Annotated in this window: 21 protein-coding genes; 9 read left to right on the forward strand and 12 right to left on the reverse strand. The window is 57.2% G+C overall.

The window, feature by feature from the left end:
* Positions 1-917: 917 nt before the first annotated feature.
* Entirely contained in the window at positions 918-1274 is a 357-nt protein-coding gene (locus AC5ZG1_RS28640; protein ID WP_463326812.1) for a VanZ family protein, read from the forward strand.
* Here the strand turns inward: AC5ZG1_RS28640 and AC5ZG1_RS28645 are convergent.
* The gene (locus AC5ZG1_RS28645; protein ID WP_496134767.1) at positions 1271-1780 is read right to left on the reverse strand and encodes an acyltransferase; all 510 of its coding nucleotides are present in this window, start codon (positions 1778-1780) and stop codon (positions 1271-1273) included. The two genes, AC5ZG1_RS28640 and AC5ZG1_RS28645, sit on opposite strands and share 4 nt — an antisense overlap.
* A gap of 720 nt (positions 1781-2500) precedes the next feature.
* Between AC5ZG1_RS28645 and AC5ZG1_RS28650 the strand changes: the two genes are divergently transcribed.
* The 3 genes from AC5ZG1_RS28650 to AC5ZG1_RS28660 all read left to right on the forward strand — a co-directional run bounded on the left by AC5ZG1_RS28650 (position 2501) and on the right by AC5ZG1_RS28660 (position 5029).
* Positions 2501-3367, forward strand: coding sequence for a glycosyltransferase family 32 protein (locus AC5ZG1_RS28650; RefSeq protein ID WP_496134768.1), 867 nt, complete (start codon positions 2501-2503; stop codon positions 3365-3367).
* A gap of 347 nt (positions 3368-3714) precedes the next feature.
* Positions 3715-4545 (forward strand): hypothetical protein, encoded by an 831-nt coding sequence (locus AC5ZG1_RS28655; RefSeq protein ID WP_496134769.1) that lies wholly within the window; start codon positions 3715-3717, stop codon positions 4543-4545.
* Positions 4523-5029: a hypothetical protein gene (locus tag AC5ZG1_RS28660; protein ID WP_496134770.1), complete on the forward strand. Its 507-nt coding sequence runs from the start codon at positions 4523-4525 to the stop codon at positions 5027-5029. Before AC5ZG1_RS28655 ends, AC5ZG1_RS28660 begins: the two co-directional genes overlap by 23 nt.
* Before the next feature lie 535 nt (positions 5030-5564).
* Here AC5ZG1_RS28660 and AC5ZG1_RS28665 read toward each other — a convergent pair.
* From AC5ZG1_RS28665 to AC5ZG1_RS28685, 5 genes are all read right to left on the reverse strand, one after another.
* On the reverse strand, positions 5565-6881 hold the full coding sequence (locus AC5ZG1_RS28665) for an HlyD family type I secretion periplasmic adaptor subunit (protein ID WP_496134771.1): 1317 nt from the start codon (positions 6879-6881) through the stop codon (positions 5565-5567).
* The gene (locus tag AC5ZG1_RS28670) at positions 6866-8671 is read right to left on the reverse strand and encodes a type I secretion system permease/ATPase (protein ID WP_496134772.1); all 1806 of its coding nucleotides are present in this window, start codon (positions 8669-8671) and stop codon (positions 6866-6868) included. Before AC5ZG1_RS28670 ends, AC5ZG1_RS28665 begins: the two co-directional genes overlap by 16 nt.
* 221 nt (positions 8672-8892) lie before the next feature.
* Complete coding sequence (locus AC5ZG1_RS28675; RefSeq protein WP_496134773.1) at positions 8893-11652, reverse strand: Ig-like domain-containing protein; 2760 nt, start codon at positions 11650-11652, stop codon at positions 8893-8895.
* Between the two features lie 91 nt (positions 11653-11743).
* The gene (locus tag AC5ZG1_RS28680; RefSeq protein ID WP_496134774.1) at positions 11744-12106 is read right to left on the reverse strand and encodes a hypothetical protein; all 363 of its coding nucleotides are present in this window, start codon (positions 12104-12106) and stop codon (positions 11744-11746) included.
* Positions 12107-12304: 198 nt separating this feature from the next.
* On the reverse strand, positions 12305-13333 hold the full coding sequence (locus AC5ZG1_RS28685; protein WP_496134775.1) for a glycosyltransferase family protein: 1029 nt from the start codon (positions 13331-13333) through the stop codon (positions 12305-12307).
* Positions 13334-13581: 248 nt separating this feature from the next.
* On the opposite strand from AC5ZG1_RS28685, the gene AC5ZG1_RS28690 reads away from it, so the two are divergent.
* The 4 genes from AC5ZG1_RS28690 (at position 13582) to AC5ZG1_RS28705 (ending at position 18740) form a co-directional block, all read left to right on the forward strand.
* Positions 13582-14202: a hypothetical protein gene (locus tag AC5ZG1_RS28690; protein WP_496134776.1), complete on the forward strand. Its 621-nt coding sequence runs from the start codon at positions 13582-13584 to the stop codon at positions 14200-14202.
* A 289-nt stretch (positions 14203-14491) separates the two neighbouring features.
* Complete coding sequence (locus tag AC5ZG1_RS28695; protein WP_496134777.1) at positions 14492-15427, forward strand: hypothetical protein; 936 nt, start codon at positions 14492-14494, stop codon at positions 15425-15427.
* A 586-nt stretch (positions 15428-16013) separates the two neighbouring features.
* Complete coding sequence (locus tag AC5ZG1_RS28700) at positions 16014-17423, forward strand: nucleotide sugar dehydrogenase (protein WP_496134778.1); 1410 nt, start codon at positions 16014-16016, stop codon at positions 17421-17423.
* 18 nt (positions 17424-17441) lie between these two features.
* Positions 17442-18740: a glycosyltransferase family 4 protein gene (locus tag AC5ZG1_RS28705; protein ID WP_496134779.1), complete on the forward strand. Its 1299-nt coding sequence runs from the start codon at positions 17442-17444 to the stop codon at positions 18738-18740.
* Between the two features lie 61 nt (positions 18741-18801).
* On the opposite strand, the gene AC5ZG1_RS28710 is transcribed toward AC5ZG1_RS28705, so the two are convergent.
* The 4 genes from AC5ZG1_RS28710 to AC5ZG1_RS28725 all read right to left on the reverse strand — a co-directional run bounded on the left by AC5ZG1_RS28710 (position 18802) and on the right by AC5ZG1_RS28725 (position 23429).
* Entirely contained in the window at positions 18802-19527 is a 726-nt protein-coding gene (locus AC5ZG1_RS28710; RefSeq protein ID WP_496134780.1) for a polysaccharide deacetylase family protein, read from the reverse strand.
* Positions 19524-20690, reverse strand: coding sequence for a glycosyltransferase family 4 protein (locus tag AC5ZG1_RS28715; RefSeq protein WP_496134781.1), 1167 nt, complete (start codon positions 20688-20690; stop codon positions 19524-19526). Before AC5ZG1_RS28715 ends, AC5ZG1_RS28710 begins: the two co-directional genes overlap by 4 nt.
* A gap of 263 nt (positions 20691-20953) precedes the next feature.
* The gene (locus AC5ZG1_RS28720) at positions 20954-22303 is read right to left on the reverse strand and encodes an O-antigen ligase family protein (RefSeq protein ID WP_130225319.1); all 1350 of its coding nucleotides are present in this window, start codon (positions 22301-22303) and stop codon (positions 20954-20956) included.
* A gap of 118 nt (positions 22304-22421) precedes the next feature.
* Entirely contained in the window at positions 22422-23429 is a 1008-nt protein-coding gene (locus AC5ZG1_RS28725; RefSeq protein ID WP_496134782.1) for a glycosyltransferase family 2 protein, read from the reverse strand.
* A 426-nt stretch (positions 23430-23855) separates the two neighbouring features.
* On the opposite strand from AC5ZG1_RS28725, the gene AC5ZG1_RS28730 reads away from it, so the two are divergent.
* The gene (locus AC5ZG1_RS28730; RefSeq protein WP_496134783.1) at positions 23856-24752 is read left to right on the forward strand and encodes a class I SAM-dependent methyltransferase; all 897 of its coding nucleotides are present in this window, start codon (positions 23856-23858) and stop codon (positions 24750-24752) included.
* Positions 24753-24816: 64 nt separating this feature from the next.
* On the opposite strand, the gene AC5ZG1_RS28735 is transcribed toward AC5ZG1_RS28730, so the two are convergent.
* Together AC5ZG1_RS28735 and AC5ZG1_RS28740 are read right to left on the reverse strand one after the other, a co-directional pair.
* Complete coding sequence (locus AC5ZG1_RS28735) at positions 24817-25761, reverse strand: glycosyltransferase family 8 protein (protein ID WP_283814843.1); 945 nt, start codon at positions 25759-25761, stop codon at positions 24817-24819.
* Positions 25762-26823: a glycosyltransferase family 2 protein gene (locus AC5ZG1_RS28740; RefSeq protein ID WP_496134784.1), complete on the reverse strand. Its 1062-nt coding sequence runs from the start codon at positions 26821-26823 to the stop codon at positions 25762-25764. It abuts the gene before it with no gap.
* Positions 26824-26873 lie beyond the last annotated feature (50 nt).

Here is a 26873-nt window from a genome sequence, read left to right on the forward strand (position 1 = left end):
TCGCATTCACCACTACGAGAACGGAAACACGATCGTCCCGCCGTACGAGACTGCCCGCAGCCTGCAGCATGTCGAGCGGTACGGTATGTCAAACATTGACGCGCTCAACCGTCACCATGCGGTAAGCATTCTCGCATGCTGACCGCTTGCCTACGGCACACCTTCGGATTGCAGGCCTGCACCGGCGGCCTGCCACATACCCAATTATTTTCTTTTAAATCACGCGGATTTAAATATATTTAATTTGCTTGCGGCCGGCAACCACGTCTCCGGGCAAGCGCGGCTATGACATTTGAGTGGGTTCCGACCTGGAAGATAGTGCAGCGCAGCTAAAGTATCGTAGGAGAGGACAGTGTCCCAGCGTGGCATCCGCAATCTGCCCAATGACGTTACGACCAGGGTTTCGGCCTGGAAAGAGATGATGCCGCCAAGTTCGATCGAACCTCCGAAGCCCCTGCGCGATGGTTCGACGATCGAAATCGCCAGCGAAAGAGAGAGAGACCAAGACGTTCCACGTCTCTTCGGGCATGGATTTCGGCCCGTCCCGCTTCGACTGCCCGCATGATTAGAGCGGTGCAAACGACCGCACCGTCGCCTCAACGGACGCGCGAGGCGGATGCATATATTGGATCCTTGCCGCGCGCGCCCGTCGATTTCAGCGCAACCGCGACACTGAGGAAATGGCCTTCAATTGGGAATGAGCGCGCAAAGAGAACCCTCTGGCCCGAACCTTACCTTTTGCTTGAGGGTTCTTTGGACGCATGCATCCGGGCATTCCTGGCGAAGCCTGCACACCAACGCCATCTCTACGAGATACGTACTGAACCGCAAACGCAACTCGTGACGGCCGTATTGTCCGTCGAACAGATCATCGAAGTCGCTCGCCTCCGGGATTTCCTCTAAGAACCAGCGCCCCCATGCCTCAGAAACTCGTCGCGGTCGTCGCCTGGGCACTCCTGTGCTTTCTTGCCTATGCCTCAGTGTCGCCAATCGGCGCGAGGCCAACACTCCCGGCCTCAACCAGCCTGGAACATATTGCCGCATTTGCGACCGTAGGCTTCCTCTTCCACTTGGCCTATCCGCGCCACGTGATGTTTGTGTGGCTCGTCGTCATTGGCAGCGCCGCACTCTTTGAACTCATGCAGCTCGTGACCATAGATCGCCATGCGCGACTGGTGGACGCCTTTGAAAAGATGGTGGGCGGCAGCGTGGGCATGTTCTTGGGCCGCGCGGCGCTCTATTTCGAGCAAGCGCTACGCCGTCGGGAGATCTAATCGGCAGAGCCGGCGGAAGCACGAGAAGGGCTGGCGCCGTGATCGCAGCCAGCGCCCCCAGCCGGTGATTCCGCGGCCTCTCGCATGCGCGCCGGGCACCCGAATACTTTCGCGCCCGCCGGCACATCCCGATTGACGAACGAATTCGCACCGATGATGGCTTTGTCGCCAAGGGTCACGCCCATCTGAACGATGGAATTCGGACCGATATAGACACCGTTTCCGATCTTAGTCGGAGCGTAGTCGACCGGCTTCTCGCCGAGCGAGATAGAGCGATTGACGGTGTGATGTGTATAGATTTGAACGCCGGCCGATATCGAGCACCAATCGCCGATCTGCAAGCCTCCGCCCGAACCGTCCAGAATGCAGCCGGGTCCGATCCATGTATGCCGGCCGACCCGGACGTCTCCGAGCACGAGCACATTGTCGTACATCGTGGTGCCCTCGCCGAAGCCGTATGCGGCGGCGTTATCCCCTCGCTCTGTGAGGAGATCGCCGATCGACACCCTTCGGGAGAACTGACGTTTCTTGCGCGCTGCGAGAATCTGCAGAAAATGGCGGATGAGCCCGAGCCATTCGTCGACTCGCTGTTCGGACATTCCGGAATTGAAGTCTGGCGACATCCAAAGCCCCCTAGTTCAGCCGAATCCTGGGCGGACTTCATTGTATCACCATCACGCGTCGAACGAGGACGCAACGGGAACCGCCGCGCGAGGCCTGCTGCTTAGCTCGCGTTCCCCGTTACCCGCAGTCGCCGGAGGCCGCAAGTATACGGTGCGCCCATGACGCCAGCGGGATTTAATCAACCACTTTAAACATAATCCAATATTTCCGACCTCCGAATTAAATAGACCTATTAACGATCGTAAATCAACCTTTTAATTGACTAGCCTCACGATAGCAGACGATAATGGCGTAGCACCCGTGCAAGCGCATTTTATAAATATTCATAGATACAACACGTTACTGAAGTCGCTACCCTCCAAAGCTCAGGCTAAGGTCACAAGGTTGACTGGATCGGATGGTCATCGGCTCGCGGCACGATACTGCCCTTGCGCAGGCCCCGTGTCCCGCCGCCCCCTCGCGGTTACCTCCACGACCTTGGCGCCTCGCTGCGCCCACCGTCGTATCCGCATAGGTAGGAGCGTTCTACAAAGGCGACGTTTTGCACCGTCATACCACCGCACACCAAACCGCCCTTCGAAGTACGACGTACGGAGATCAGCATGAATGCTCCAATCGAAATTCCGACCTTTGATATGGGATCTCAAATTCCCCGGATTATCCATCAAACATGTCCCTCGAAAAATCGACTATCTGACGTCTTGGCAGAGAATATCCAAGCCATCAAAGCCATGAACCCGGGTTGGGAATATCGACTGTACGACGACCGAGCGGTCGATACTTTTATCGTCAACTCTTATGGCGCAGAAATTAGCAATCTGTTCCGTAGGATCAATCCGCAGTACGGAGCAGCGCGAGCGGACCTTTTCCGCTATCTCCTCATGTACAAGCATGGAGGGGTCTATCTTGATATAAAAAGCACAACTCTCAAGCCCCTCGACAGCGTTATTCGACCGGACGACAAGTTCATTCTAGCGCATTGGCGTAATGAGCCTGGTGAGCCGTTCGCTGGTTGGGGCATGCAAAAAGAGTTTGGCTTTGACCGAAAACGGGAAGTGCAGCAGTGGCATATCATAACCGTGCCTGGCCATCCGTTTCTGAGGAGAGTGATTGAACAGGTCCTGAAAAATATTCAAAATTACCGATCGTGGGTACACGGCGTCGGAGGCAGGGGCGTCTGGAAAACAACAGGCCCTATAGCCTATACATTAGCTATTGAACCCCTCATGAGCACGAACAGTTACCGGATGGTAGCAAATGAGACTGAGTTGTCATTGCAATACAACATATATAACGGAGCCGGTCACTATAATCTCTTCGGCACCAAGTATTATGGGTTACGTTCAGATCCCGTAGTCTCAATGGAAGGTTGGTGTTCCATGCCTATGCACCATATCTACGTTCAGGCGCGTAAGGTGTACCGCCACTTTGTCTTAGAGAACTTCCATAGAGAAATGAAAAACGGCTAGACAATAGAGTCTGCAGACTCTGCGCAACTACGCAGCGATGTGAAACGCCAGATCCCGGCAGTGGCTTCTTCGAGTATATTGCTCCGTACCGATCGGGTTGCACTGTATGGAACGCAAGAAGTGTAGAGCAACTCGATTTGGTGAGCGGGCCTGCCACGGCCGCCACATTGGGTGAGTGGGCTCCTTACATGGAATCCGCTCCCGGCGCGCCCATCCACCGCTCGGGGCGGCCCCATCAACGATTCATATCAGAGCCTGACCCTAAAAACTCCGTAATCGCAAAAACGATGGATAAAGCAAATAAATCGAGCTATTAAATCGCAATGACCGCTTTAAATGAATTAATCTTGGCCCGAAACCTATCGAAAGTGGCGAGCGATCAGTCGCGCGGCGAGTTCTTCGCGGGACTCTTTGCCCTTGGCTGCCTAAGTGGGCTCGCGGCACGCGTCATCCAATCGATAAACAAGCTTGGGTGGGTGGAGGCCTTCTTTGAAACCTTCGAGGTGAGCGTACTTGTTTGGGTATCGTGTGCCGCGGGGATATACCTCGTTCTTCAAGATCGAACGGTTGGGATTCGTTCTTTCGAACTCGCCATAGGCGCAGCATTTGCATTTCTGGTCATTCTGCCAATCGGCGCTTTGAGCTGGCTCGCAGTAACGGCGCTAGGCTTCTACGTCATCATCTTCACCGAAAATCCGTCATCTCGGCGTGGTGCTTTCATATTGGTGGCAACCACCGTGCCTGTGCTCTGGAGCCGGCTGTTGTTTCAGTTCTTTGCCGACTTCATATTGCGGATGGATGCGTCGCTTGTCGGCTGGTTATTGCACACTCCCCGGACCGGAGACATCGTTGAGTTCGCCGACGGTTCGGGAGTTTTGGTCATCCTGCCAAGTTGTTCTTCGCTTGCAAACATGTCGCTTGCATTTCTCTGCTGGGTTACCATGAGCCGATTGGTGGACCATAAGAGATCTCCCCGCGATCTGTTCTGGTGCTTACTGGCTTGCGCGTCGGTGATCGCGGTGAATGTTACGCGGATGAGCTTGATGGGCTTAAGCCAATGGCACTACGAAACATTCCATAGCGATTTGGGAGCTGCTGTTAGCAATATCCTCATGCTGGGCTTGATCCTCGGTTGTTGCCTGCTAGGGGTAAGACGTGAATTTTTCCAGCGCGTTTAAGGGAGCGCTTGCCGTCGTGCTCGCGCTGGCCATCGCATGGAAGATCGTGCTTCCGCCTGACTATCAAGGTCATCTAAAGGACGACCTTGTTGAGTTTCTTGAAGGCAAGCACTTCAATGTGGCCGCGACCTACGAGACGGGAACGCTGGTCATCCGCGCCACTACAGCATCATGCGAAATGCACGTTGCAAAGCTGGCCCCCGATGGATCGAACGCGAACCTCATTCGGCATCTGACCGCAGGAGCGCAACGCTCGTTCGTCGTCTTTCGCGGCGAGATGTACACGCGACAACCAGTATTCTGGACCGTTTTGGATTATCTGTGGTCCAGATTTCTTCGTGAGCTCCGCCTGATCAGGACCGTTTCGCCTGTCATTAGCGTGGCGGAGAACTCATCTTGCAACGCCGAACGACTTCCGTGGAGTGAGCTTCAAGGTTCCACCACGAAACTGGGCCGTGCGGATCCCTCGAAACACAATTCATGACTGTTTTTTGGGAGATCCCTCAGGTCGGACGGATCGGCATCGCCCTTTTAGTCGTTGACCTCCCAAGGGAATAACTCAACGACTTCGCCGTGGTTGGCTTGGGCCAGCTTCGTAATGAGGAATGGAGCAAGCTTCTCCACTATGTTCTGTCGTTCAAGGTTTATCTCACGACCAATCGCGTCAGAATACAATCGCAGCACGTGAACCGTCTCACGAGGTATTCTGCAAATGGCTTGACCGGAAGGCACGGCTGCAGGGACCAAAAGGGCCCGTCCGTCCCATACAACCTCACCCCTCAACAAATCGATCATTGAACCGAACAATCCTCAAAGTCATTATAATCTCATTTAAAAAATAGATGTTTTGAGGGCGCATACATTCCAAAATAAAATCGCGACGCATCGTCCCCGCTATGAATCGGCCGGCCGGACCAGCGCGGTTCGGCAGGACGAAGGCATCGATGTCGATCGTCGAGCCTGCGCGAGCGGGTGGATCATTGTCATCGATGAACCACCACGCCCCCAGTTCGCGAATCTCAGCGTTCCTTGAATGCGCGCCCGGCCTGATCCCGCAACGGCTTGACCAGGTACGATAGCGCGGTTCGCGCCGGCGTCTTGATGAAGACATCGACCGGCATACCCGGCATCACCTTGGCCGATCCGAGCCTTGCGAGCTCATCCGCCTTGAGCAGGATGCGCGCCGTGTAATAGCTCGCGCCAGTCCGCTGGTCCTGCGTCAGGTCCGCCGACACCATACTCACCTCACCGTCGACTTCCGGCGTCGTCTTCTGATTGAACGCCGCAAATTGCATGGTCGCGGTCTGGCCGGCATACACCTGATCGATGTCGCGCGGTGCGAGTTTGACTTCGACCGCGAGGGCATCCGCATCGGGCACGATGAGCATGATCTGCTCACCGGGCGCGATCACACCTCCTACGGTGTGAACCGAGAGCTGGTGAACGCGGCCGGACTGCGGCGCGCGAATATCGATGCGATTGAGCTGATCCACGGCCGCGGTCTTCCGCTCGGTGAGCTCAGAAAGCTTGGAGCGCGTTTCGATGAGATCCTTGCCAACCTCGGTTCGCAGGTCCTGATCGATCTGGATAATCTGAAGCTCGATTTCGGCGATCTTTCCCTTTGACTGCGCCATCATGCCGCTCAACTGGCTACGCTCGCCTTCCAGGCGCGCGCTGTCGCGCTCGAGCGCAGTCAGGCGTGTGATCGGCACCAGGTTCTTCTGGAAGAGCGTCCTGACGCCCTCGAGTTCCTGGCGGATATAGTCGACCTCCTTCTGCTTGGCCTCGGCCTGACCGGCATAACCTTTGATCTCATCCTGAAGCTGTGCCTTGCGCTCCTTGAGCTGCGCCTTTTGGCCGCTCCGAGACTGTCGGCGCAAATCGAACAAGGAGCGCTCCGCCGAGATCGCGCGCCCCGCCTCCAGCTTGCTGTCTCTGGCCCGCTCAAGCAGCGTCGGCGGAAATTCGATCTGATCGGCACCGTCGCGCTCGGCCTCGAGGCGCGCTTGGCGAGCGAGCAATTCGTCGAAACTCTTGGTGACGATCGTTGCATTTGCAAGCGTCTGCGTCTCGTCGAGGCGGATCAGAATATCTCCGGCTTTCACGCGGTCACCGTCGCGAACGCGCAGTTCGCCGACAATGCCGCCGGTCGCGTGCTGGACCTTCTTCACGCTTGAATCCACCACGACGACGCCCTGGCCGATCACGGCGCCCGACAATTGCGACGTCGCAGCCCAGCCGCCGATGCCGAAGGTGACGAAGCCGACCATGAACATGCCGACGATGATGTAGCGCTGGATGGAGTGCAGCGCCGGCGTTACTACTTGGCGATCCATCGTCCGCCTCCCTGCCCGTCTGCCACCACCCGGAGCGGAGCTGCTGGTCGCAGCACCTTGTTGAGCACCTCCTCTTTCGGCCCGAACGACTGAAGCCTTCCTTCGCCGATCACCAGGACATGGTCGACCGCTTCGAGCGCCTTCGGCCGGTGCGCAACCACCGCCACAATGCCACCGCGGCGGCGAACGTTCAGGATCGCTTCCGTGAGCGCCTCTTCGCCTTCGGAATCAACGTTCGATGTCGGCTCATCAAGCACCACCAGGAAGGGATTGCCGTAGAGTGCCCGGGCAAGCCCGATGCGTTGCCGCTGACCGGCGGATAGGGCCATTCCGCCCTCGCCGACCTTGGTGGCATAGCCATCCGGGAGCGAGAGGATGAGATCATGCGCGCCGGCTGCCTGTGCGGCATCCAGCACCCCCTGGGATGTGGCCTGAAGGTCGAACCGCGCGATGTTGACGGCAATGCTGCCCTCAAACAGCTCGACGTCTTGCGGCAGATAGCCGATGTGCTTGCCGAGCGCGTCGGGCGACCATTGCTCCAGCGCCGCGTTGTCGAGCTTGATCTTGCCGCGCAGCCGCGGCCAGACGCCGACCAGGGCCCGAACCAGCGTCGACTTACCGGACCCACTGGGGCCGATAATTCCCACGCCCTGGCCTCCTTTCAACTGAAACGAGACATCGGAGAGGATCAGCTTCTCTGAATCCGGCGGCGCGACATAGAGCTGCTCCACGACGAGTGCCTCTTTGGGCGCAGGCAGGTCAAGCAGCGTAACCTCGTCGGGGAGGAGTTTCAGCAAGCGATCCAGCCGATGCGCCGACTGTCGGGCGCCAACGAATCCCTTCCAGTTCGCGATCGCCACCTCCACGGGCGCAAGCGCCCTCGCCGTCAGGATCGAGCCGGCGATGATGATGCCGGCTGTCGATTCCTGGTTGATGACGAGAACTGCACCGACCGCAAGAACAAGCGACTGCAGAAACGAGCGAAAGAACTTCGAGAGCCCACCGAGCCCGCTCGCAACGTCACTCGCCTGCTCATGCGCCGAGAGATACTTGCCGTTGACATCCTGCCAGCGCAGCGCCGCCTGCCGCCTCATCCCCATCGCCTGCAGGACCTCGGCGTTTCGCCGCCCCTCGGCGGCAAGTGCGTTGCGCGCAACGCCGAGACGCGAGAAGGCCCTCGCCGGACCGCGCGTGCGGGTCTCCGTCAGGACTGTGACTCCGACCAGCACCAGCGCACCCAACAGCGCGGTCACGCCGATCCAGAAATGGAACAGGAAGCAGATGCCAAGATAGATCGGCATCCAGGGCAGATCGAAGAGTGCGGTCGGCCCGCCTCCGGACAAGAAGCTGCGGACCTGATCGAGATCGCGCAATGGCTGCAGGCCGTCGCCATCGCCGCGCGTCTTGAGCGGCAGGCGCACGACTGCATCGAACACACGAAGCCCGAGCCTTTCATCGAAGTAACGCCCGATCCGAACACTGATCCGGCTTCGGACCAGGTCGAGACCGCTCTGGAACAGATAAAGCACCATCGCCAGCACCAACAACGCAACCAGCGTCGGGATGCTGCGACCGGGCAGCACCCGGTCATAAACCTGAAGCATGAAGAACGAGCCGGTGAGCATCAGCAGATTGCTCAGGCCGCTGAAGGCGGCAAGGCTCCAGAATATCCGACGGCACGAACTCAGGAATGCCGATATTTCGGATTGCGGCTCATCGTAGAAGTCGGCAGGACGCGGCGGGCGGGCAAAGAGCCGCGCTCGCACGACCTCGACCGAACGCTCGCCCAACCTGGTGAGCTCTCGCGACGATGATCGCGCCCGATCTGCCAGAAGTCCCAAGGCAGCGATAAATACCGCCCATCGCGATACTTCCATCTCCTCAATATTTACCGACGCGGCGGCATCTCCCCGCCGTCCAAGATTAGTCATGGCACGTGTCCCCTAACGTGCGCCGTGGAGATTAAATCTCCACGGCGCTGAATGTTCTTCGACTTATTGCGCCCTTTCGCTTACGCGAAATGGAAGTCGTGGCTCTGCAGTGCACCAAGCTTGGTGTTCTTCAGCGTGAGCGAGTCAGCTCCGTTCGCAATGACCACGTCCTGCCCGACCTGCGAAGCGTGGTTGAGAACGCTGGCAAAGTCACTGAACGCACTCTTGCTGAACTGGATCGTATCGTGCGAGGGCCCGGAAGCAGCGAAGTCCTTGATGACATCCTTACCGAAATTCGCAGCGAACACGAACGTGTCCGGATGACCCTTGCCGACGAACAAGTCGTTGCCCGATGTGCTCGTCAGCGTATTGCTGCCTGTCGAGCCAAGGATCGCGCTACCCGAACTGGCCGTCGTGTGACCGGCACTGTCGACCCCTACCGCTTTGAACGAGTGCACGGTGTCGGATACGGCAGACTTGCCCGTGAAGCTCCAGTTACCGTCGGCACCGGCAGTCGTCGTCCCGATATACGCCTTGCCGTCGTACATCTTGACTTGGCTGAATGCATCAGCAGTGCCTTTCACCGTAACTACATTGCTCGAGTTCGTGGTGAGCGAACTGAAATTCACCGCTGAAGCTGGAGTGGTTGGTGTCGTCGGGGTCGTCGGGGTCGTGCCCGGAACACCGATGGTGTGATCGCCGTTGAGATCCTGATGGAAAATATTCTCATACGATTGGACCGTTGTGCTGTTGGCAGCAAGAGCAACGCCGTGGGTCGGGTAGGACTGGAAGTTGCCCTGACTATCCGTAGTCCAGAAGGTGAACTGCCCACTTGAGTCTTTCCACGCAACATCGTAGCCGCCGCCATCCAGCTTGACTGAGCTGATCGGAATCCAGTCATCGAATTGGCCGGCTGTCACAGCGGCGCCGCTATATTTCAGCTCGGGGCCGGTCGCTCCGAGGAAATAATGGTTGCCGACCTCGACAAGGCCAGTCAATCCAGACGGTGTGGTCGATCCACCACCGATCACCGAATGGAAGGGCTGCGACGCGGCGCTGACATTGCCCGCAACGTCCGTTGCCTTCGTGGTGAGGTCGTGAGTGCCGTTCGACAGAGCGCTGGTAGTGACGCTCCAGCTCCCGTTCGTCCCCGCCGTGGCGGTACCGACGACATTCGACCCGTCATAGACCTTGACAGTGCTGCCAGCCTCGGCCGTTCCGGACAACAGCACGTGGTTGGTATCGACAACAGAGTTCGCCTTCAACGCCGGCGCGGTCGGCGCCGTGGTGTCGATGGTGACGGCAAGCGCCGCTGATGTCACGCTGCCGGCCTTTGCCGCCGGATCGGTGCTGGCGGTCGTAGCCGTGAAGCTATGAGCACCGTCCTTCAGCGCTGCGGTCGTCAGGCTCCAGTTGCCACTGGCATCGGCCTTGACCGTCCCGACCTGCGTGTTGCCGTCAAACACCTTGACCGAGGCGTTGGCCTGGGCAGTGCCTTTGAGCGTCAGCGTGTTGTCGTTGGTGATGTTGTCGCCGGCCTTCCCACTATCGTTCGAGAAGGAAACGATCTTGGGCGTCCCAGAAGGCTGCGTCGGCGGCGTCGTCGTCGGGCCACCGACCACCGGATCGACCACCTGCGAGGCGGCACTGACGTTGCCAGCAACGTCCGTCGCCGTGGCCGTCAGCGTATGAGATCCGGCCGACATGGAGTTAGTAGTGATGCTCCAGGTACCATTCGCGGCCGTCGTGCCGGTACCGACCAGGTTCGTCCCCTCATAGACCTTGATCGTGCTGCCCGCCTCGGCGGTGCCGGACAACAGAACCTTGTTCGTCTCAACGACCGAATCGCTCTTCACCACCGGGGCAGTCGGAGCAATATTGTCGACCGTCACCGTAAGCGCGGCAGAAGCGGCGCTGGTCTGACCGGCCGCATTGGTGGCCGTTGCTTTCAGCACGTGCTGCGCGTTGGTCAGAACCGACGTAATATACTCCCAACTGCCGCTCGCATTCGCAGTGGCCGTACCGATCTGCTTCGTGCCGTCGTAGATCTTGATGGTGCTATTTGCCGCGGCGGTCCCCTTCAACTGAAGCGTGTTGTCGCTGGTAATACCATCACCGACCTTTCCTGTGTCGTTCGAGTATGAAGCGATCACCGGCGCGTCCAGTGGCGTGCTCGGAGGCGTGCTCGGAGCGCCGCCGCCTTCCACCGGCAAAGGCGCCGGGATGAGATCGCCCGGAACGAGTTGACCATTCACGATCGTCGCGCTGCGTACGTTTTCCCACTGAGTGATATGTATTTTCGCATTCACTTGCTGAAAGAGTAGCGGGCCACCACCAAAGGGTCCCACAAAATACACGTCCTTGAGAGCTACCGTGATATCTTGATCATCGGCGGCAATACGCAGTCCATACGGACCGCCCTCGAACATCACATTGTCCAGCGTGAGCGACCCGCCATAATTATCCGCAATCCAAATTCCGGCGGTCGCATTTGCGTTGTCGTGGGACACAATAGATGAATTTGTGACGGTGATATTCCCGCTGGCCCCGGGGGCATAGGCCTGAATACCATCGGCGTGATCGCCCGCCAGTCCGGTTGTTTCGATATACGAGTTATTGATGTTGAAGTCGCCGCCGGTCCCAACGCGCACGCCTTCCCTTGACTCAATGCGGACGGTGTCAAGGTTGAACGAGCCCGTGCCTCCGACCGACGCATCGCCGCTGGACATGTCGCTGATACTCTTATTCGAAAGCGTCCCGCCCTGTGCAACTGAAGCGCCATTGATATTAGTGACGCTGTTAAACATCGGGTCATTCCAGCTCAGCGGAATGGATGCCATCTAGTTCTCTCCTAATAGTGCCTATCTAGTTTGTCCCAGGCACGCGCCCAATTTTCGAGTCCCGAGCGACGATACCCCAAGTGCAGCTCTGCTAGCGCAGCGCCCGGGTACGCGTCTTGGTCGTTGGCAGAGGCTTTTTTGGGACGACATGACGGCCCACCCAAGGTGATTTCTTAGCTACCCTGGCCAAAGTCTCAGTGTGCTCGAAAAACCACAAGAATAATAAATCCGGTGTTCTCAGCACCGCAACGTTGACCTCAAGGTAAGGAGCGACGATTTCTGCGCGGTTAATTGCATTGCGAAAAAACGCCGGCTTCGAGCAGTTCTTGCGCAGAGTAAATTTCGCATCAAGGCATTTAATAAGATCGCGGCGTTTAATAGGACCCAATAGCTGCAAGAACGGTTTGACTTTCGCGCGGCGCTCGTTTCTCAGCGCTGCAACGGCGAGCCTCAACACATGCCGGGGAATACTGGGGCCACCAGAATCAACCCGCCCCGCCAATATTATCTTGCGGACAAAAACGATTAAATAATCGAACCGTCGAGGATCGATGGATCTGCCATCAGATACCTGCGCTGATTGACATGCCGGCGTCCGGGCAAGCTCAAACCAATGGCGTGTGCTTAGATCTGATGGGGATCGTCGCGCCGATCAATGCGGCCTGGGCGCGGCGTCCGGCCGCCCTGTCTTGCCCTTTGCACCGTCCAGCAAGCCCACGAAAGCAACTCTTCCGGCCGACAAGGAGCCTTTGAGCATATATCGCGCTGCAAACAACAGCCCTACTCCGAAATGGCAGATCCAGCGCCATCCCGCAAAGCGACGAGCATAGAGAATGCTGTTGCGGGCAGACAGATAGATCGAGAGATGCGAGCGCTTCTCGGGGGCAACGGCCGATCCGATGGTCGTTCCCCCGATGTGGCGAACGACAGCTTTGCTCGCGAAGCCGATCCGGTGCTTCCCCCGCCGGCGCCCCCAGTCCAGGTCTTCCATATAGAGGAAATAATCATCGGCCATGAGACCGACGTCTTCGACGAACGCTCGCGTTACCAGAACACACGCGCCGCTTACGGCATCGATCCTGCCAAGGTCCTCGGCCGATGGTGCGCTACCCGCTGGCGCATTCCTTCCTACGGCGACGACACGGCCCGTCAGACGGGACCAATGCAGTCCGTAGTTGATGACCTTGTCGGGGCTATTGTCGAAAACCAGGCTTCCGCCAACCATGCCGAATCCCTCGGCAGACTTGGCAATTAATTCAGACAGGCTACGACTATCCACATCGGTATCGGGATTGAGGACAAGCACTGCCCCCCAGTCGGGGACGCCAAGTAGTGGCTCAAGCCACGCGTTGACGCCGCCTCCGTAACCGAGATTTTCGGTCGCGAGCCCAACTCGGACAACATTCGCGCGTTTCTGAAATCGGCATTTCGCCACCGAGACCAGTCGTTTCTGCGGCTGGTCAAGGGTGTCCGACGCATCGGAAGTTCGTTGCAACGTTCGATCCGATCCCACGAGCGCAGCCAGTAATCTCCCGTAGGCTGCTTCCCCTCCATTCTCGCAAATGAAGACCTCAAAGTGATCCCAATCCGAACGAGCGAGCGACTTCAAGCAACGATCGACATCATCGGCATTGCAGTATGAGACGATGATGACAGCAAGTTTGACGCTAGCGGTCGACATAGCCCGGACACCTTCTCATTTGCTGTTGACGCTGACGCATGACCGCCCACTAAATATCTGCGGGTGTCCGAACGCAGCCTCCGACAGACCCAGTCCCAGAAATTCTCTGACGGCAACGCCAAAATGCACTAACCTACTAGCCACATATTCATCATGTTTCGGCCTATGGACAACCCCAATCCTAAGACAGATGCCCACCTACAGGTTCATCGGGCTGCGAGGTGCGATTAATGTCATCGGATGAAACAATGTCAGCAACGCCAACAGCAATCCAACGCCAACCCTCCGCGATTCAGCGCCAGTACAGCGCCGCAGATGTGGAAGTGATAGACAACTATCTGAACAAGGTCGAGCAAGAGCAGATGTGTGAGTTCTTGCAGGCTCCCGGTTGGGGCTACGGCGCCCGTTCACATATGGGCAACGACGCCAGCCGTTACTGGTTCAAGCACTTCGCCGGGTTCTGGGAGGTGCCAACCGCTGGGCTTGATCGACATACGCAGGCCGAGCAGGAGTTGAGCCAATACCCGCTGGTTGAGGCGATGTGGCAGAAAGTGCGCGGCCGGTCGCGGCTGCTGCGCTGCTACGCCAACGGTTATCCGTGCGGTGCCGAGGGCGGGGTGCACAAGGACTCGATGGGGCCCGAGCATTATACACTGCTCTATTATCCACATCTGCATTGGCACCCCGACTGGGCGGGCGAGACGTTGTTCTTCAACGAAGGCGGCGATGACCTGCTGTGCGCAGTGTATCCCAAGCCGAACCGACTTGTGAGATTTCCCGGTTGGATTCCGCATGTGGCGCGCGGCATCTCGCGGCAGTGTCCGTTGTTGCGCATCACGCTGATGTTCAAGGTCTCATTGGTAAATTAGCCGATTAGAACCAGCATCCTGCCAACGGCGAAATGGGTTGCAGGTGCAGCGGGCGGCTGGATCGCTGCCTTCGGCTCGCTCCCGATACACCTGTGCAGCCAGCAACTCCAAATCTGCTGGCGGCAACAGAAAAGCCGCACGAACAGGGCCTCGATAGCGACCGGAACATCAGCTATCTTGTGATAACGCCTCGCCGTCTAGGCACTTCGATGCGCTTATCTGCTGCGAGATATCCGGGCTAGACGGAGGTGCAGAGATTCGGCGGAAAATTCCGCTTTAGGAGCGTCCCATGCGGTACCTGATGACGCTGGCGCTATTGCCGGCCGGGGCAGTAATTGCCCAACCGACCGTCACATCGACGCGGGCTGAGGCTGCACAGTCGATGTGCCGAGATTCCTCGAGCGCGATACCCTCGAGCCACACACTGGCTGATAAGGCGGAGGACGCTTGCAATAAGCGCGCCTTGGGAGCTCCAGAGCCTCTCTCCGAGATGCCCGCGGACGGCTATCGTCTGACCGCAGAGGAGCGTGGGGTGGTCGCTCCTGCCCCGACGCCTCATCCCTCGTCCGATCCGGTGCCGAACTCTGCCGACGTCCCTCTGAGCTTCAACGATCCCGTCTACGCCAACGTCACGAGCGGCACGACCAATATCGCCCTGCAGCCGGACTCCTCCCGAACAGACTTGTCGATCATTGAGAACTCAGGGGACCCAACGATCACCTGCCTTGGCTCCTGTAATCTCACGCGGGTTCGTATTCAGTCACGAGAAGGCGTTCGCTGCAAGGGCGGCAATATCAATCTGACGTGGGTCTATATCGAGGCCACCGGGGTCGAGAATGACCATGCGGATGGATTGCAGTGCTACGCCCCAGGTTCCACGGGCACGGTCACGGTCAAGAACTCGACGTTCAAGATGGCCGGAGTCACGACCGCAGGTTACTGGTCGGCGGACGGCTGGCAAGGCTCTCACGTGTTGGAAAACGTACTGTTCGAAGGCGGCTCTTACGGGCTCCGTATCCCGGCAGACGGCGGCTCTTCGGTGAGCCTGAAGAACGTCTACTTCGTGCGCGGCTCGTTCCGTTACAGGGCTTTCCTGTTCGACGTGGTTAAGGGGCGGCGCATCAACATCGCGCAGTGGGAGAATGTGCGCTGGGCAAGTTGGGAAGGCGACCGGCTCGTCCTCGGAAATCTCATCCCGCGGCCAGCTGCGTACCCACCGCGGTGACGGGAACGGATCGACCTCTCGCCGGTTTGCGGGCGCAAAACGCATTAAATGCTTGGCGCGGACGGCTGGGATCCACAATCCCACAACCAATCAGCAAGATGGGCAGGACGTCAGGAGCGCCCCACACCTAGACCGCGCAGGCAAGGAGGCCGGGTCGAGGCTATCACATCGGAGCGCCGACGCGCTTGCGAGAAGCAAGCGCGTAGCGGCATCGCTGCGGTTGACATTGAATTCGATGACGCTGATGCCCAAACAGGCGTTCACGCGCGCCGACTCGGCACAGCGGAGGCGCGATGCGGCCACCTAGTGGTGCGGGCGAGGCCCGACCCAAACCTACTGCCTTTTGTCTAGCGACAATCCTGCTCCACACCGCCTGCCGATGAGAGCAAATATTGTGTGGCTATGAAGCCGACGCACAACCATCGGCGTTGGTGCTGCCGCCCTCCCCCGCCCGGTCAAGGCTTACCACTTGCCCAAGTTCCACTTTAATATTTAATGCGACATTAAATTTGGGTTGATTTCCAATTAAATTTAAATATAGTTTTTTGGCATTTAATTTGTCCCATTAAAAGCCAAGAGATTAGACATGGATGCACTCGTTCACAGTCCGTCCCGCCCGGCATGGGACAGCTCAATTCTGGACAAGAAAGAAAAGACTCGCGTAGACAGCGCGAGCAAGTACAGGATTTGCGTCTTCGGGATCGGTTATGTCGGCACAGTGTCGGCAGCCTGTCTTGCACGCGATGGACATGACGTCGTGGCGGTCGATGTCAATCAGGACAAGGTCAATGTCCTGAACCGTGGACTATCGCCAATCATAGAGCCAAAGCTCGCTGAAAGCATTGGCTCCGGTGTCAGCGCTGGCCGCCTCAAGGCAACCACCGATTCTTCGGCTGCCGTCTCGTCGACGGACATTTCATTGGTCTGCGTTGGAACCCCCTCGCAGGAGAACGGATCACTGGAAACATCATTCCTGACGCGGGTGGCGCAGGAAATTGGAGAAAGTATCCGCAAGACCACAAACTTCCATTCCGTTGTCATGCGCTCGACGATGCTGCCGGGCACGATGGAAAACGTAGTCATACCCATTCTGGAGCGGTCATCTGGCAAGAAAGCGGGGCAAGATTTCGGAGTCGCCTATCTGCCCGAGTTTCTGCGGGAGGGAACGGCTATAGCCGACTACGATGATCCTGGAACCATCGTAATTGGCGTCGACGATGATCCGCTTACGCTTCGGCGGCTCATGGAAATTCACGAGCGATTCGCGGTAACGCCTCTGGTCCTGTCAATTCGTGCCGCCGAGGCGGTCAAATATGCGAACAATGCCTGGCACGCGACCAAAATCAGCTTCGCGAACGAGATGGGATTGCTTTGCAAGGCGATGGGCGTCGACAGCCACGAAGTCATGAACGTCCTAGTTGCCGACAAGAAGCTAAATATCTCGCCGGCATACCTCAAACCAGGGTTTGCATTTGGCGGCTCCTGCTTGCCAAAAGACGTGAGCGCTTTGCGCTATGCAGGACGAAATGTCGACGTTGACACGCCCCTGCTCGACGCCGTGCTGCAGGCGAACGAGAACCAAATTCGCAGCGCTTTCCGACTTGTTGCTGCGACCGGAAAACGGCGTATCGGGCTCGTCGGGCTGAGCTTCAAGCCGGACACGGACGATCTGCGCTACAGTCCGATGCTTGAGATTGCGGAACGGTTGATTGGTCGCGGCTATGAGCTCGCGATCTATGACTCGAACGTTCGCCTGTCTCAGCTCACGGGGGTCAACAGGGATCACCTGACGAGTCGCCTGCCGCACATTGCCTGTCTGCTTCGGGAGAAAATGAGCGACGTCGCCGCCTTTGCCGACGTTCTCGTCGTGGGGAACCGTAAGGAGTTTCTGAAGAACTCATTGGTCTTGAACGGCCATGACAAAGTAATCATCGATCTTGTACGCATTTCGCCTGAAAAGCAGACCGCAGACGACTATCGCGGCATTTGTTGGTAAGTCGCCGGGACAGCGATCATGACACTGGCATCGGTCGTTGAGGCCACGCGCAGCGTACGCCGGCGGAGAATTCTGATCATTGTTGAAAATCTCCCCGTTCCGTTTGATCGCCGGGTCTGGGCGGAGGCGCAATCATTGCACAGGGCAGGTTACGAGGTCTCCGTGATCTGTCCCCGTGGTCCGTTCGCAGAAACTCCGTTCGAATCGATCGACGGCATCGACGTTTACCGCCATCCGCTACCAATCGAGGCCAAGGGCAAGCTCGGCTATCTTGCCGAATACAGCAGCGCGCTATGGTGGGAGTTCGCCTATTCGCTCAAGGTGTTTTGGGGGCGCGGTTTCGATGTGATTCACGCCTGCAATCCGCCAGATCTCATTTTCCTGGTCGGGGCCTTTTACAAGTACCTGTTCGGCAAGAAGTTCGTATTCGACCATCATGATCTGAACCCGGAGCTGTTCGAGGCAAAATTCGGACATCGCGGGCTGATGTGGAAGGCGCTTGTCTTTCTCGAGCGCCTGACTTTCGGCTTGGCTGACATTTCCATCGCCACCAACCGGTCTTACGCCAATGTCGCTGTCCAGCGCGGCAAGATGGAACCCGATCGCGTGTTTGTCGTCCGCTCAGGGCCAAATCTTGCGCGCGTGCGTGAGCTCGCCCCCGATGACACATGGCGCAATGGCCGGTCACATCTGGTCGCCTATGTCGGCGTGATCGGGGAGCAGGAAGGCATTGATCTTCTGCTAGAGGCGGTCAGGCACATCACGTCCACATGTCAACGTACCGACGTCCAGTTCGTTATCATGGGCGCAGGGCCAAGCCTGGAGCAGCTCAAAGACGCATGTGCGCGGATGCGACTTTCGGAATTTGTCACTTTCACTGGCAGGGTCGACGACACGACGCTGTTCAAGGTGCTTTCGACCGCAGACGTCTGCGTCAATCCGGATCGTCCCAACGCGATGAATGACATGTCGACCATGAACAAGATCATGGAGTATATGGCGCTCGGCAAGCCAATCGTGCAGTTCGATCTAGTCGAAGGACGGGTGTCGGCCCAGTCTGCTTCTCTCTATGCGCGCAACCCCGACACGGCCGATTTTGGTGACAAGATCCTCGAACTCATCGACGACCCAGATCGTCGCCGCGAGATGGGCATGTATGGACGCAAGCGTGTGCGCGACGAGTTGTCGTGGGAGCATGAAGAGCCGAAATTGATTGCGGCGTACGACGCTCTTTTCAAATCAAATAAGGTCTCTCCAGCGCCAAAGAACCACGATTCCGCGTCCCCCCTCCCGGCAAGCCTGACCGAGTCAAATTGACTGTCTTTGTCATTGGCCGGCTTTGGCACGGCTCGTCGATCAAAGTATCCTACTAACCGACTTATCGATGCCGCCAGCGCATCAGTTGGCGATAGAGCCCCAGCCTTGTGCTGACCCTCCAGGCAACGCCACGCATCGCATCCGGATCGCGCAAGTGCTGGCGCATGTAGTCCGCATCCATGCGGTTCGTCAGACAAAGGCGGGAATAGAGAAAAGGTTCGAACCCTCGATGATACCCAAGCTGGATCGTAAAGAGGTGCGTGTAGCCGGCCTTTAGAGCCGCGTCCCACACGCGCCGGGAAAAGCGCCCGTATGGGAAGGCGAAGAGAGTAACCTGTTGCCCGAGGCGATCCTCCAGCATCGATTTCGATACCGCAAGCTCGCGAGCGAGTTCGACATCCGAGACAGTGGTCAAATCGACGTGGGCCATGCCATGTGAGCCGATCGCAACGCCGTTCCTGCCAAGTTCCTCAATCATCTCCCAGCTCATACGTCCCGGCGAGCCCACAAAATCCACCGGAATAAAGGACATGAAACCCGGAATGCGACCAGTCTTCACGTAACGCGCATAGACATGCGTGTAGTCCGAAAGAAATCCGTCGTCGAAGGTTAGCAGGACCGAACCGGTGCGGCTGGCTTTCGGATTGGGGCAATGCTCCAGAAACCACTGGGGCGAAACCAGCCTGTCCCTGCAAAGCGCGAGATGTGCATCGAATGTTTCATGCGTCAGGCACCACGCATTCGAAGGCGACGCTTCCACCAGCTCGTGATAGTTCAGGACAATCATAGAGTTTGTATCAGATCTGAGACACGCCGGCTCCAGGCCTGCCAGTTCAGCCGGACTTCGAAAGCGTCGCGGCTCGATTGTCTCAGGCGCGCCAGCCGGTCCGGGTTCGCAAAGATCTCGGAGATGACCGTCGCATAGTCCTCCTTCGTCGCATCCGGCGGCAGCAAGATGCCTGTCTCACCATCGCGGATGGCACCGGGCACGCCACCCGTGGCCGGCGCGATGCTCGGTACGCCGTGGGCCGCGGCCTCGCAGAATACGATACCGTAGCAATCTGCCCGGGTCGGTAGCAGAAAGAAATCCGCGTCGCGATAGAGTTGATCCAGTCGGTCGCGCTGTTCGCGATCGTTCTTATTGAGGAAAGGAATGATCGTCAGGCCCTCCTGGGTGACGGGCTTGGGCGGAGTGCATCCGCAGATCACGAGCTCCGCGTCGACGCCCCCACCCCTTAGCTCAGCGAGAGTTCCGACCGCGATGTCCGCGCCTTTCTCTTTCCAGTTGGCACCGATGAAGAGGAGCCGGCACGGACCCGGCTTGCGGCAGCCAAGCACAGAGGCACGATCCGGCGCTTCCTCGAGGTTGGCTCCCCAAGGAATGACATGGACCCGCGCACGGTCAACGCCGTAGTCCCTAATCGCAGACTCGGCGGCCCATTCCGACGGGTAGAGGACCAGATCCGCGCGCGCGATTGTGTCGCGTTCCAGGCGTTCAGCAGTCTCTCGAGCTGTGGGTGACAAGCTCCGATAGTTGGGATGATAATTCTCGACAAGCCGAAAGGTCGCGTCAGACGCATAGACGAGAGGAACGCCCTCAGGCACATTCCAGGCGAAGTTGGACCCGGCGGGTGCGAAGACGATATCGGGCGACACGGCGCGGATCTTGCGTGCTGCGTCCGCTGCATACTGCGCAACAACAGGCCCCGCATGGAATGGGGAGAGGCCCGGCCTATGAAAGGTGCGGCAAAGTCTGGAATACGTCTTGTAAAGAGGCAGGATCGGTGCATTCAGGGGACCGATATGGACCACCTCATGACCTTCGTTTGCGAGCGATCTCGACATGTGAAACGGGGTGCCGGACCAGAACCTGACCTCGCTTGCGTCGCCGATCGTGGCGAAGGCGATCCGCCGCGCTGCCTGGCTGCCGGAAAGGTGGCGCTGATTCATTTCATTCCCTTACACACGGCGCAACCGGCAGATTGTGCCAAAAGCAATCATGGTACTCTTCGAAAAAGTGCGCTCCACTCTTCCGCGTCTTCCGCGCTGATTCAACGACCAGAATCTCCGGAGCATTAAATATTAACTATCAGACATTTCAATAATTATCTAATTTATTTAATTTGATTGCCGGCGACATAACGATCCGTTCCGCGGGCTCCTCCGCTTGGCACGGCGCCATGACCTCGCAGTCAAACATCTCCGGTCATCAATCACACCCATGTTTCCGCCGCTCGTGCGGCTCTATCACGCAGGACGGCGGTTTCCGCGAGGTTCGCTCGCATCCCAGCAAAGACAGCGATAAGGATCAAACAGATGCCCCAAAAGTGCACCATGAACCCCAGAAAAACGATGGTTGTTATGACAACTCCGAGCGCGACCGACAGCCGTCCTTCTTCCGGAGTAAGGTGACGCGATTTATCGATCGAACCAAGCCAGCATGCGCCCACAATCGTCAAAAGAACCAATATGCTTCCGGGAATTCCATACGCCATTGCATTAGCAAGCCAAAAGGCATCCACACTCTCACTCAAAAGCGCGCCGTTGGATTGCCAATCCCAGTCGCCGTTCGCACCAATTCCGAAGATCGGCGAACCGAGTACGACACGCCCCCCGACCTGCCAGATCGCTTGACGATACCAGGCCGCCTCCGGACTTACTCCGCAAAGGCGTACAAGCGTTACGACAGGGTTGCCAGAGAAAGTGAAAACAGTAACGACTAGGGCAGTCACACACAGTCCGACCAACTTCCATCGAGCCGTGAAGCGAGGGGTTGCAACATAGAACATGGCGAGCGCAAATCCGATCAGATAAGCCAGCAATGGACTCCGCGCCTGCGAAAACAACACACCGATGAGCGCAATACCTGCAACAGCCCAGCCAAATACCTGGGACCTAAACGTAATCAAGGCCACGGTCCCAAACCAAGCGCAAACAGCGCCGAATAATATCGAATGCTCCAGCGGCCCCATGGCGCGAATGACCCCTTCCCTATACAAGGTCTCGGCCTTCGTCGCTAATGCGCCTTCATAGCTGAATTTCACATAACCAGTAATGCCTTTGATGAATTCATAGGTGAACAGTTTATCATTCAAAGGGTCGAGAAGCGCGATACAGACAATCAGAACTGCCAGCATGCAGGAGAAGCGTGCGAGTCGCACGGAACTATCGCCAGGAGTGAGATACCGGAACGTCAGATATCCGCCAGTGAATACAATTGCGTCTATTCCCGCCCCTTTAAGGCCCGTAAGACCACCGGTGATGGTGGCGGCAAACATCATCCAAACGCCCGCAACTGGGGCCAAAATATCTGATGGCACGCAGACTACAGCTCGCGCGCTTGAGAGTCGCGATATCGCCGCGATGGAGGAAACAAAAATCAGAACTCGAGCGACCGAGAGGCGAAAATCACCGACGAAGAAAGACAGGCCCTCGGGCAGAAAAATCGCGACCAGTAATACTTTGAGATATAGCTCAGTACGTGAGTGCGAGCCGCTTGCCGCACGCCTGACTGAACTCAGCTGCCGATCCTGCAGATAGGCAAGTTGAAAACCCGAATCCAATTCTAAGCTTCTGCGGTTCAACGTGAATACCCCCAATGCCGAAGACGTTCCGCAAAAAAGAAACAGCGCTCAAAATTGAGGCGCCGCGTAAAGCGACCGTTCCTTCCGAAGACGCGCATCATTTCGTCGTCTCCAAAGGAATAGCCTGGAAGTTACGACGCAGGCGCCTCGCTACGGTGGGTGAAATCAGCGCGTAAACAAGCGCCTTGTAGTAGTGCGGATCCGCGGGATGCAAACAAGCACATTGCCAACCCGTCCTCAACGCCGAAAGGCGACGGTTTGACCGACGAAAATCCAACACGCTTCTCATAAAATGGGCGGCGATGTTGTTGTCCAGCAAACTGTTACGAGAGCTGTGGCTGCTGTCCTCGCATTCTGGCTCGAACCGTACACCTCGCCGCTCGCACGCTCGCTTGAATGCCGCAGCCTCGAACTGCCTGCGCCACGTTGGCGCACGCCGGGTGAGTGAATTGGGAAGGATGCGATACGCGTAAAGGCACTCGCCCAACACGGTCATCGGATATATTTCCCCAATTCTCAATATATAGTCGTAGGTCTCAGCAACCTTCAACGAGGGCTCGAACCGCATGTCCCCGACCAATGACATTCGAAACATTCCTGTCGGATCAAGGGCAGGCATTCGAAAGGCTCGAATCTCAGACTGGCAGTCGTCCTCGCTTTGCGGCGCAAACACGGGCGCCATGAATTTCCCGTTAATGATAAGCTCGTTACCGCAGAATACGGCAGCCAAATGCGGCTTGTTGAGCAGCGCACGAACCTGTCTTTCAATTCGCGTCGGATGACTGATGTCATCCGCGTCTTGAATTGCGTAAAACTCGCCGCGGATCTGATCGAGCGCCCGATTGACGGCCACAGGCTTGGTCGAATTTGCCTGGTGGATCACACGGACACGCTCGTCCACTAGCAAGTCTTGAACTGAGTCGAAGCAGCCGTCCGTGCTGCCGTCGTCGATAACGAGGATCTCCAGATTTTTATACGTCTGATCGATTATGCTCAGCAGCGACGGCCGTAGATATTCCCCTGCGTTGTAAACGGACATCACGACCGTGACGAGGGGACCTTCAGCTACCCCTTCGACTTTGGGCGGATGTGCTTGGAATGTCATGAAAAAGCTCCTGGGCGGTCGAGTCCAGCGTTCAGCCTTCAAAAGGCCAGCAAATTAATAGCCATTATTTAATTTGGACAATGCCTATTTTATCCAATATAATATTATAATGCAACAAACCTCAGCCAGAGCGTTAATCGGCATCCCGGTGAACATCATGGTGCGGGTCGCTGCCCAGCGAGATCGACAGATGGGGCGAGCGAGCACCTTCAGATGAATAGGCGGCAAAGTGACAGAGCCTGCGCTCCGATCAACGGGGCTGGGCAGAGCGACCAGGCCGAAGGCGGCGACATCGCCGAACTCGTCAATTTCGCCGCGACCGTTATTGCGACGACCACTACATCCGTTACGGCTTCTCCGATGCTGGCTGAGCCGGATTCGAACCCCTGGAGTGGCTAGGTACTCGAGATGATTTGTAAAGCTTGCTTGTCAGACGGCGAGCATCGCCGCCACGTATTTACCGAGATGATGTTTGGTACAGGAGAGCGGTTTGAATACCAGGAATGTATCGATTGTGGGACGATCCAGCGCCTGGCGGATGTCGCAGACGAAGGTCGCTTTTACCCCGATGGGTATTATTCATTCGCCAAGCCTTCGCGAAATTCGCGGGTCATCGCAATCAGGGACGCGCATGCACTCGGCATCAAAAGCATATTGGGAGCCGTTGCATCCTTTGTGAGGTACGATCCTATCGTGGGGGTCATCGGAATTTTTAAGATCGATCCTAGCTCTCGGGTGCTGGACGTTGGCTGCGGTTCCGGGAAACTTCTTCATAGAATGTCTGCGGCAGGGTTCACGAATCTTACTGGAGTAGACCCTTACATTTCCAAGCCGACATCAGGTGCCGTGACGATTCATAAGTCGGATCTTCAGAGCCTGTCCGGCGAGTTCGATTTCATTATGTTCAATCACTCGTTAGAACACGTCCCTGATCCCGGCCAAAGTCTTGACAATGCAAGAAGGCTACTCGCACCCGGGGGCCGCATTCTGGTTCGCATCCCAACTTCGTCCTCGCAAGCATGGATGGAGTACGGCCCGAATTGGGTGCAACTGGATGCACCGCGCCACATTGTGATTCCCTCCCGCAAAGGAATGAACGCATTGGCGGAGCGCTGCGGCCTCTCTGTCAGACAATCGATTGATGATTCTACTGCGTTTCAGTTCTGGGGAAGCGAAATGTACCGGAAGTCTAAGCCGCTCACATCGTCCGGGCCAAACGATGTGTTTAGCCGTCATCAGTTGAGAGGGTTTGCCAAACGAGCGGCAAAGCTAAATATCGAACAACAGGGAGATCAGGCAGCTTTCCTGTTGACCGCTGCTTAGGCTGAATGGCCCGAATCGCAAACTCCTGCCCCTCCGACCAATGATTAGAGAGGAAACTGCTCGATTATTTGAAGCTACTCTGATCAGCCTGACGATCAACCATAGCGTCCGAGCGAGCTGATTTGTCTTGTCTCGCCTTCTGGAAGCCCTTGATGTGGGACCAACCGATACGCAGCGTAGCTTCCATTCTGTCCATGGAGTTGCGCGGGAACCGCGTGCGGCTTCGAAACGAGTCGTACAACGCGGCATTCGCGTTTGGAACGCCAGGTCTCCAAGGTTTGTTCCAGGTCGTGAAATGAACTATGCTGGGCTTGTGTTCGCCAGCCAGTTCAGAGACGTCGAGCTTCTCGTTGTAAGCGAGATAGTTCCATCGGGAATCGAGCTTTTTCCAAAAGCCGTCGCACGCAACATTCAGTGCGTCTTGATCCGAGTAGGGAGATCCAGGACAGCGCTTGAGATAGTCTAACGCTGTTTCGACGATCTGCGCCTTTCGCCATTGGTGCAGGTCTATCAGAAGTACACCGGCGTTAAAGTAGTCCCGCACGCGAGGCACCGGTAGGCGAACGGTTTGATTTTTAATCTGAGAATCGAGACGGTCCAAAACCGCGCCAAGAACATTTCCCTCCAGATCTGTTGCCCAGAGCGCCTGCAAGTCATCAAGAGCAAGAAGGTCGCAGTCTAGATACAATACCTTGGAGACCGTATCCGGGAAAATACGCGGAATGAGGAATCGAGCGTAGGTGATTTTGGAAATGTAACTAATCGTCGAGAACTCCTGGAACATTCCCAAGTCCACCTCGATCCATCGGATCGACGCAGAACCATGCGGAAGGGAGTCCAGTATCCTCCTTCGAATACGCTCGGAAAGCCCATCGGCAAGCACATGAAACTCGAGCGGCTCGCCGCTTCTATCCGTTTCCACAATCGACCGCAGGGTCGTGGCAAGCGGCATGGCATACCGCTTGTCACAAGCGAGCACGATTGGACCTCGTATCTGTTTTGACTCCATCTAATGACCTACATGGTTCCCGGAAGAGAAACGGCCGCTATCAACCTCGGGTTGATGCTGACTCTTCGGCGATTGCAATGCCCACCCCAATAGCTTGCCCGGCGTCCTCCTGATGACGGACAAAGCCCATTGACGGCCGCCCTCGCCCGGAATCTTCAGCAATCGCCATAGCGGCGGCAAGTAACGCAGCCGGCGATCCATAGCCATCGCTTCGCGCATGAGGCCGAGGCCGTCATTGAAGCGTCCCCGTCGCAGCAGCCCGATTCCCCGATGGAATATTCGCTCGGCCAATGCACGACGAGCTGAACCTTTCAAGTCACGTGAGGTGCCGAGACGATCCCCGTATTCATCGAAGAAGCTCTCAAACGCGAGTTGACATTGTCGATAGTCGGATATGATTTCGGCAAAGTACGCGTTAGACATTGCAGTTGAGTGCCTTCGATAGATTGCCTGCACCGCATGGATGCGCGCCACCGAGCCGCTCGCCGCGAAACGAAGCCACATCTCCATATCACCGCTGTGCGGCAACGATGCTCGATAGCCGCCGATCGCTTTTTGCGTACTCGTTCGCGCAATAGCGGTAGGCGTCCAAACAGAGTTCGTCGCGGTCGCACACATCTCTTCCAAGAGCTCTTGGCGAGCCCACGTGTAGTTCTGCTTCGGTTCGATATTCGGGATCGGAGAATCATCATTCCAATTGACGCATTCGCCATGCGTGAGAACAATGTCCGGATTTTTGTCCATGACTTCGACAGCGCGTTCGAGTGCGCCGGCAACCAACAAATCATCCGCAGACAGCAGAAGGAAGTAATCGGCCGAGGCCCAGGCAATTCCCTCATTGTATGTGCCGATATGCCCCTTGTTCTGCTCATGCGCGACCACGGTCACTCGGGAATCGTCTCGCGCCAATTTTCTCGCCACCGAGAGCGAATTATCGGACGAAGCGTCGTCGATGATCAGCACGCGAAGATCTGCGACGGACTGCCTGAGAACGCTCCCCACGCAGGCTTCGAGGAACCGCCCATAATTGTAACAGGGTACAACGATATCAACTTTGGCCATGCGCCTGATTCCCTGAGCCCAACCGAAATGATCGGCGTCACCGGCGCAAC

The organism is Bradyrhizobium sp. Leo78 (assembly GCF_059512425.1).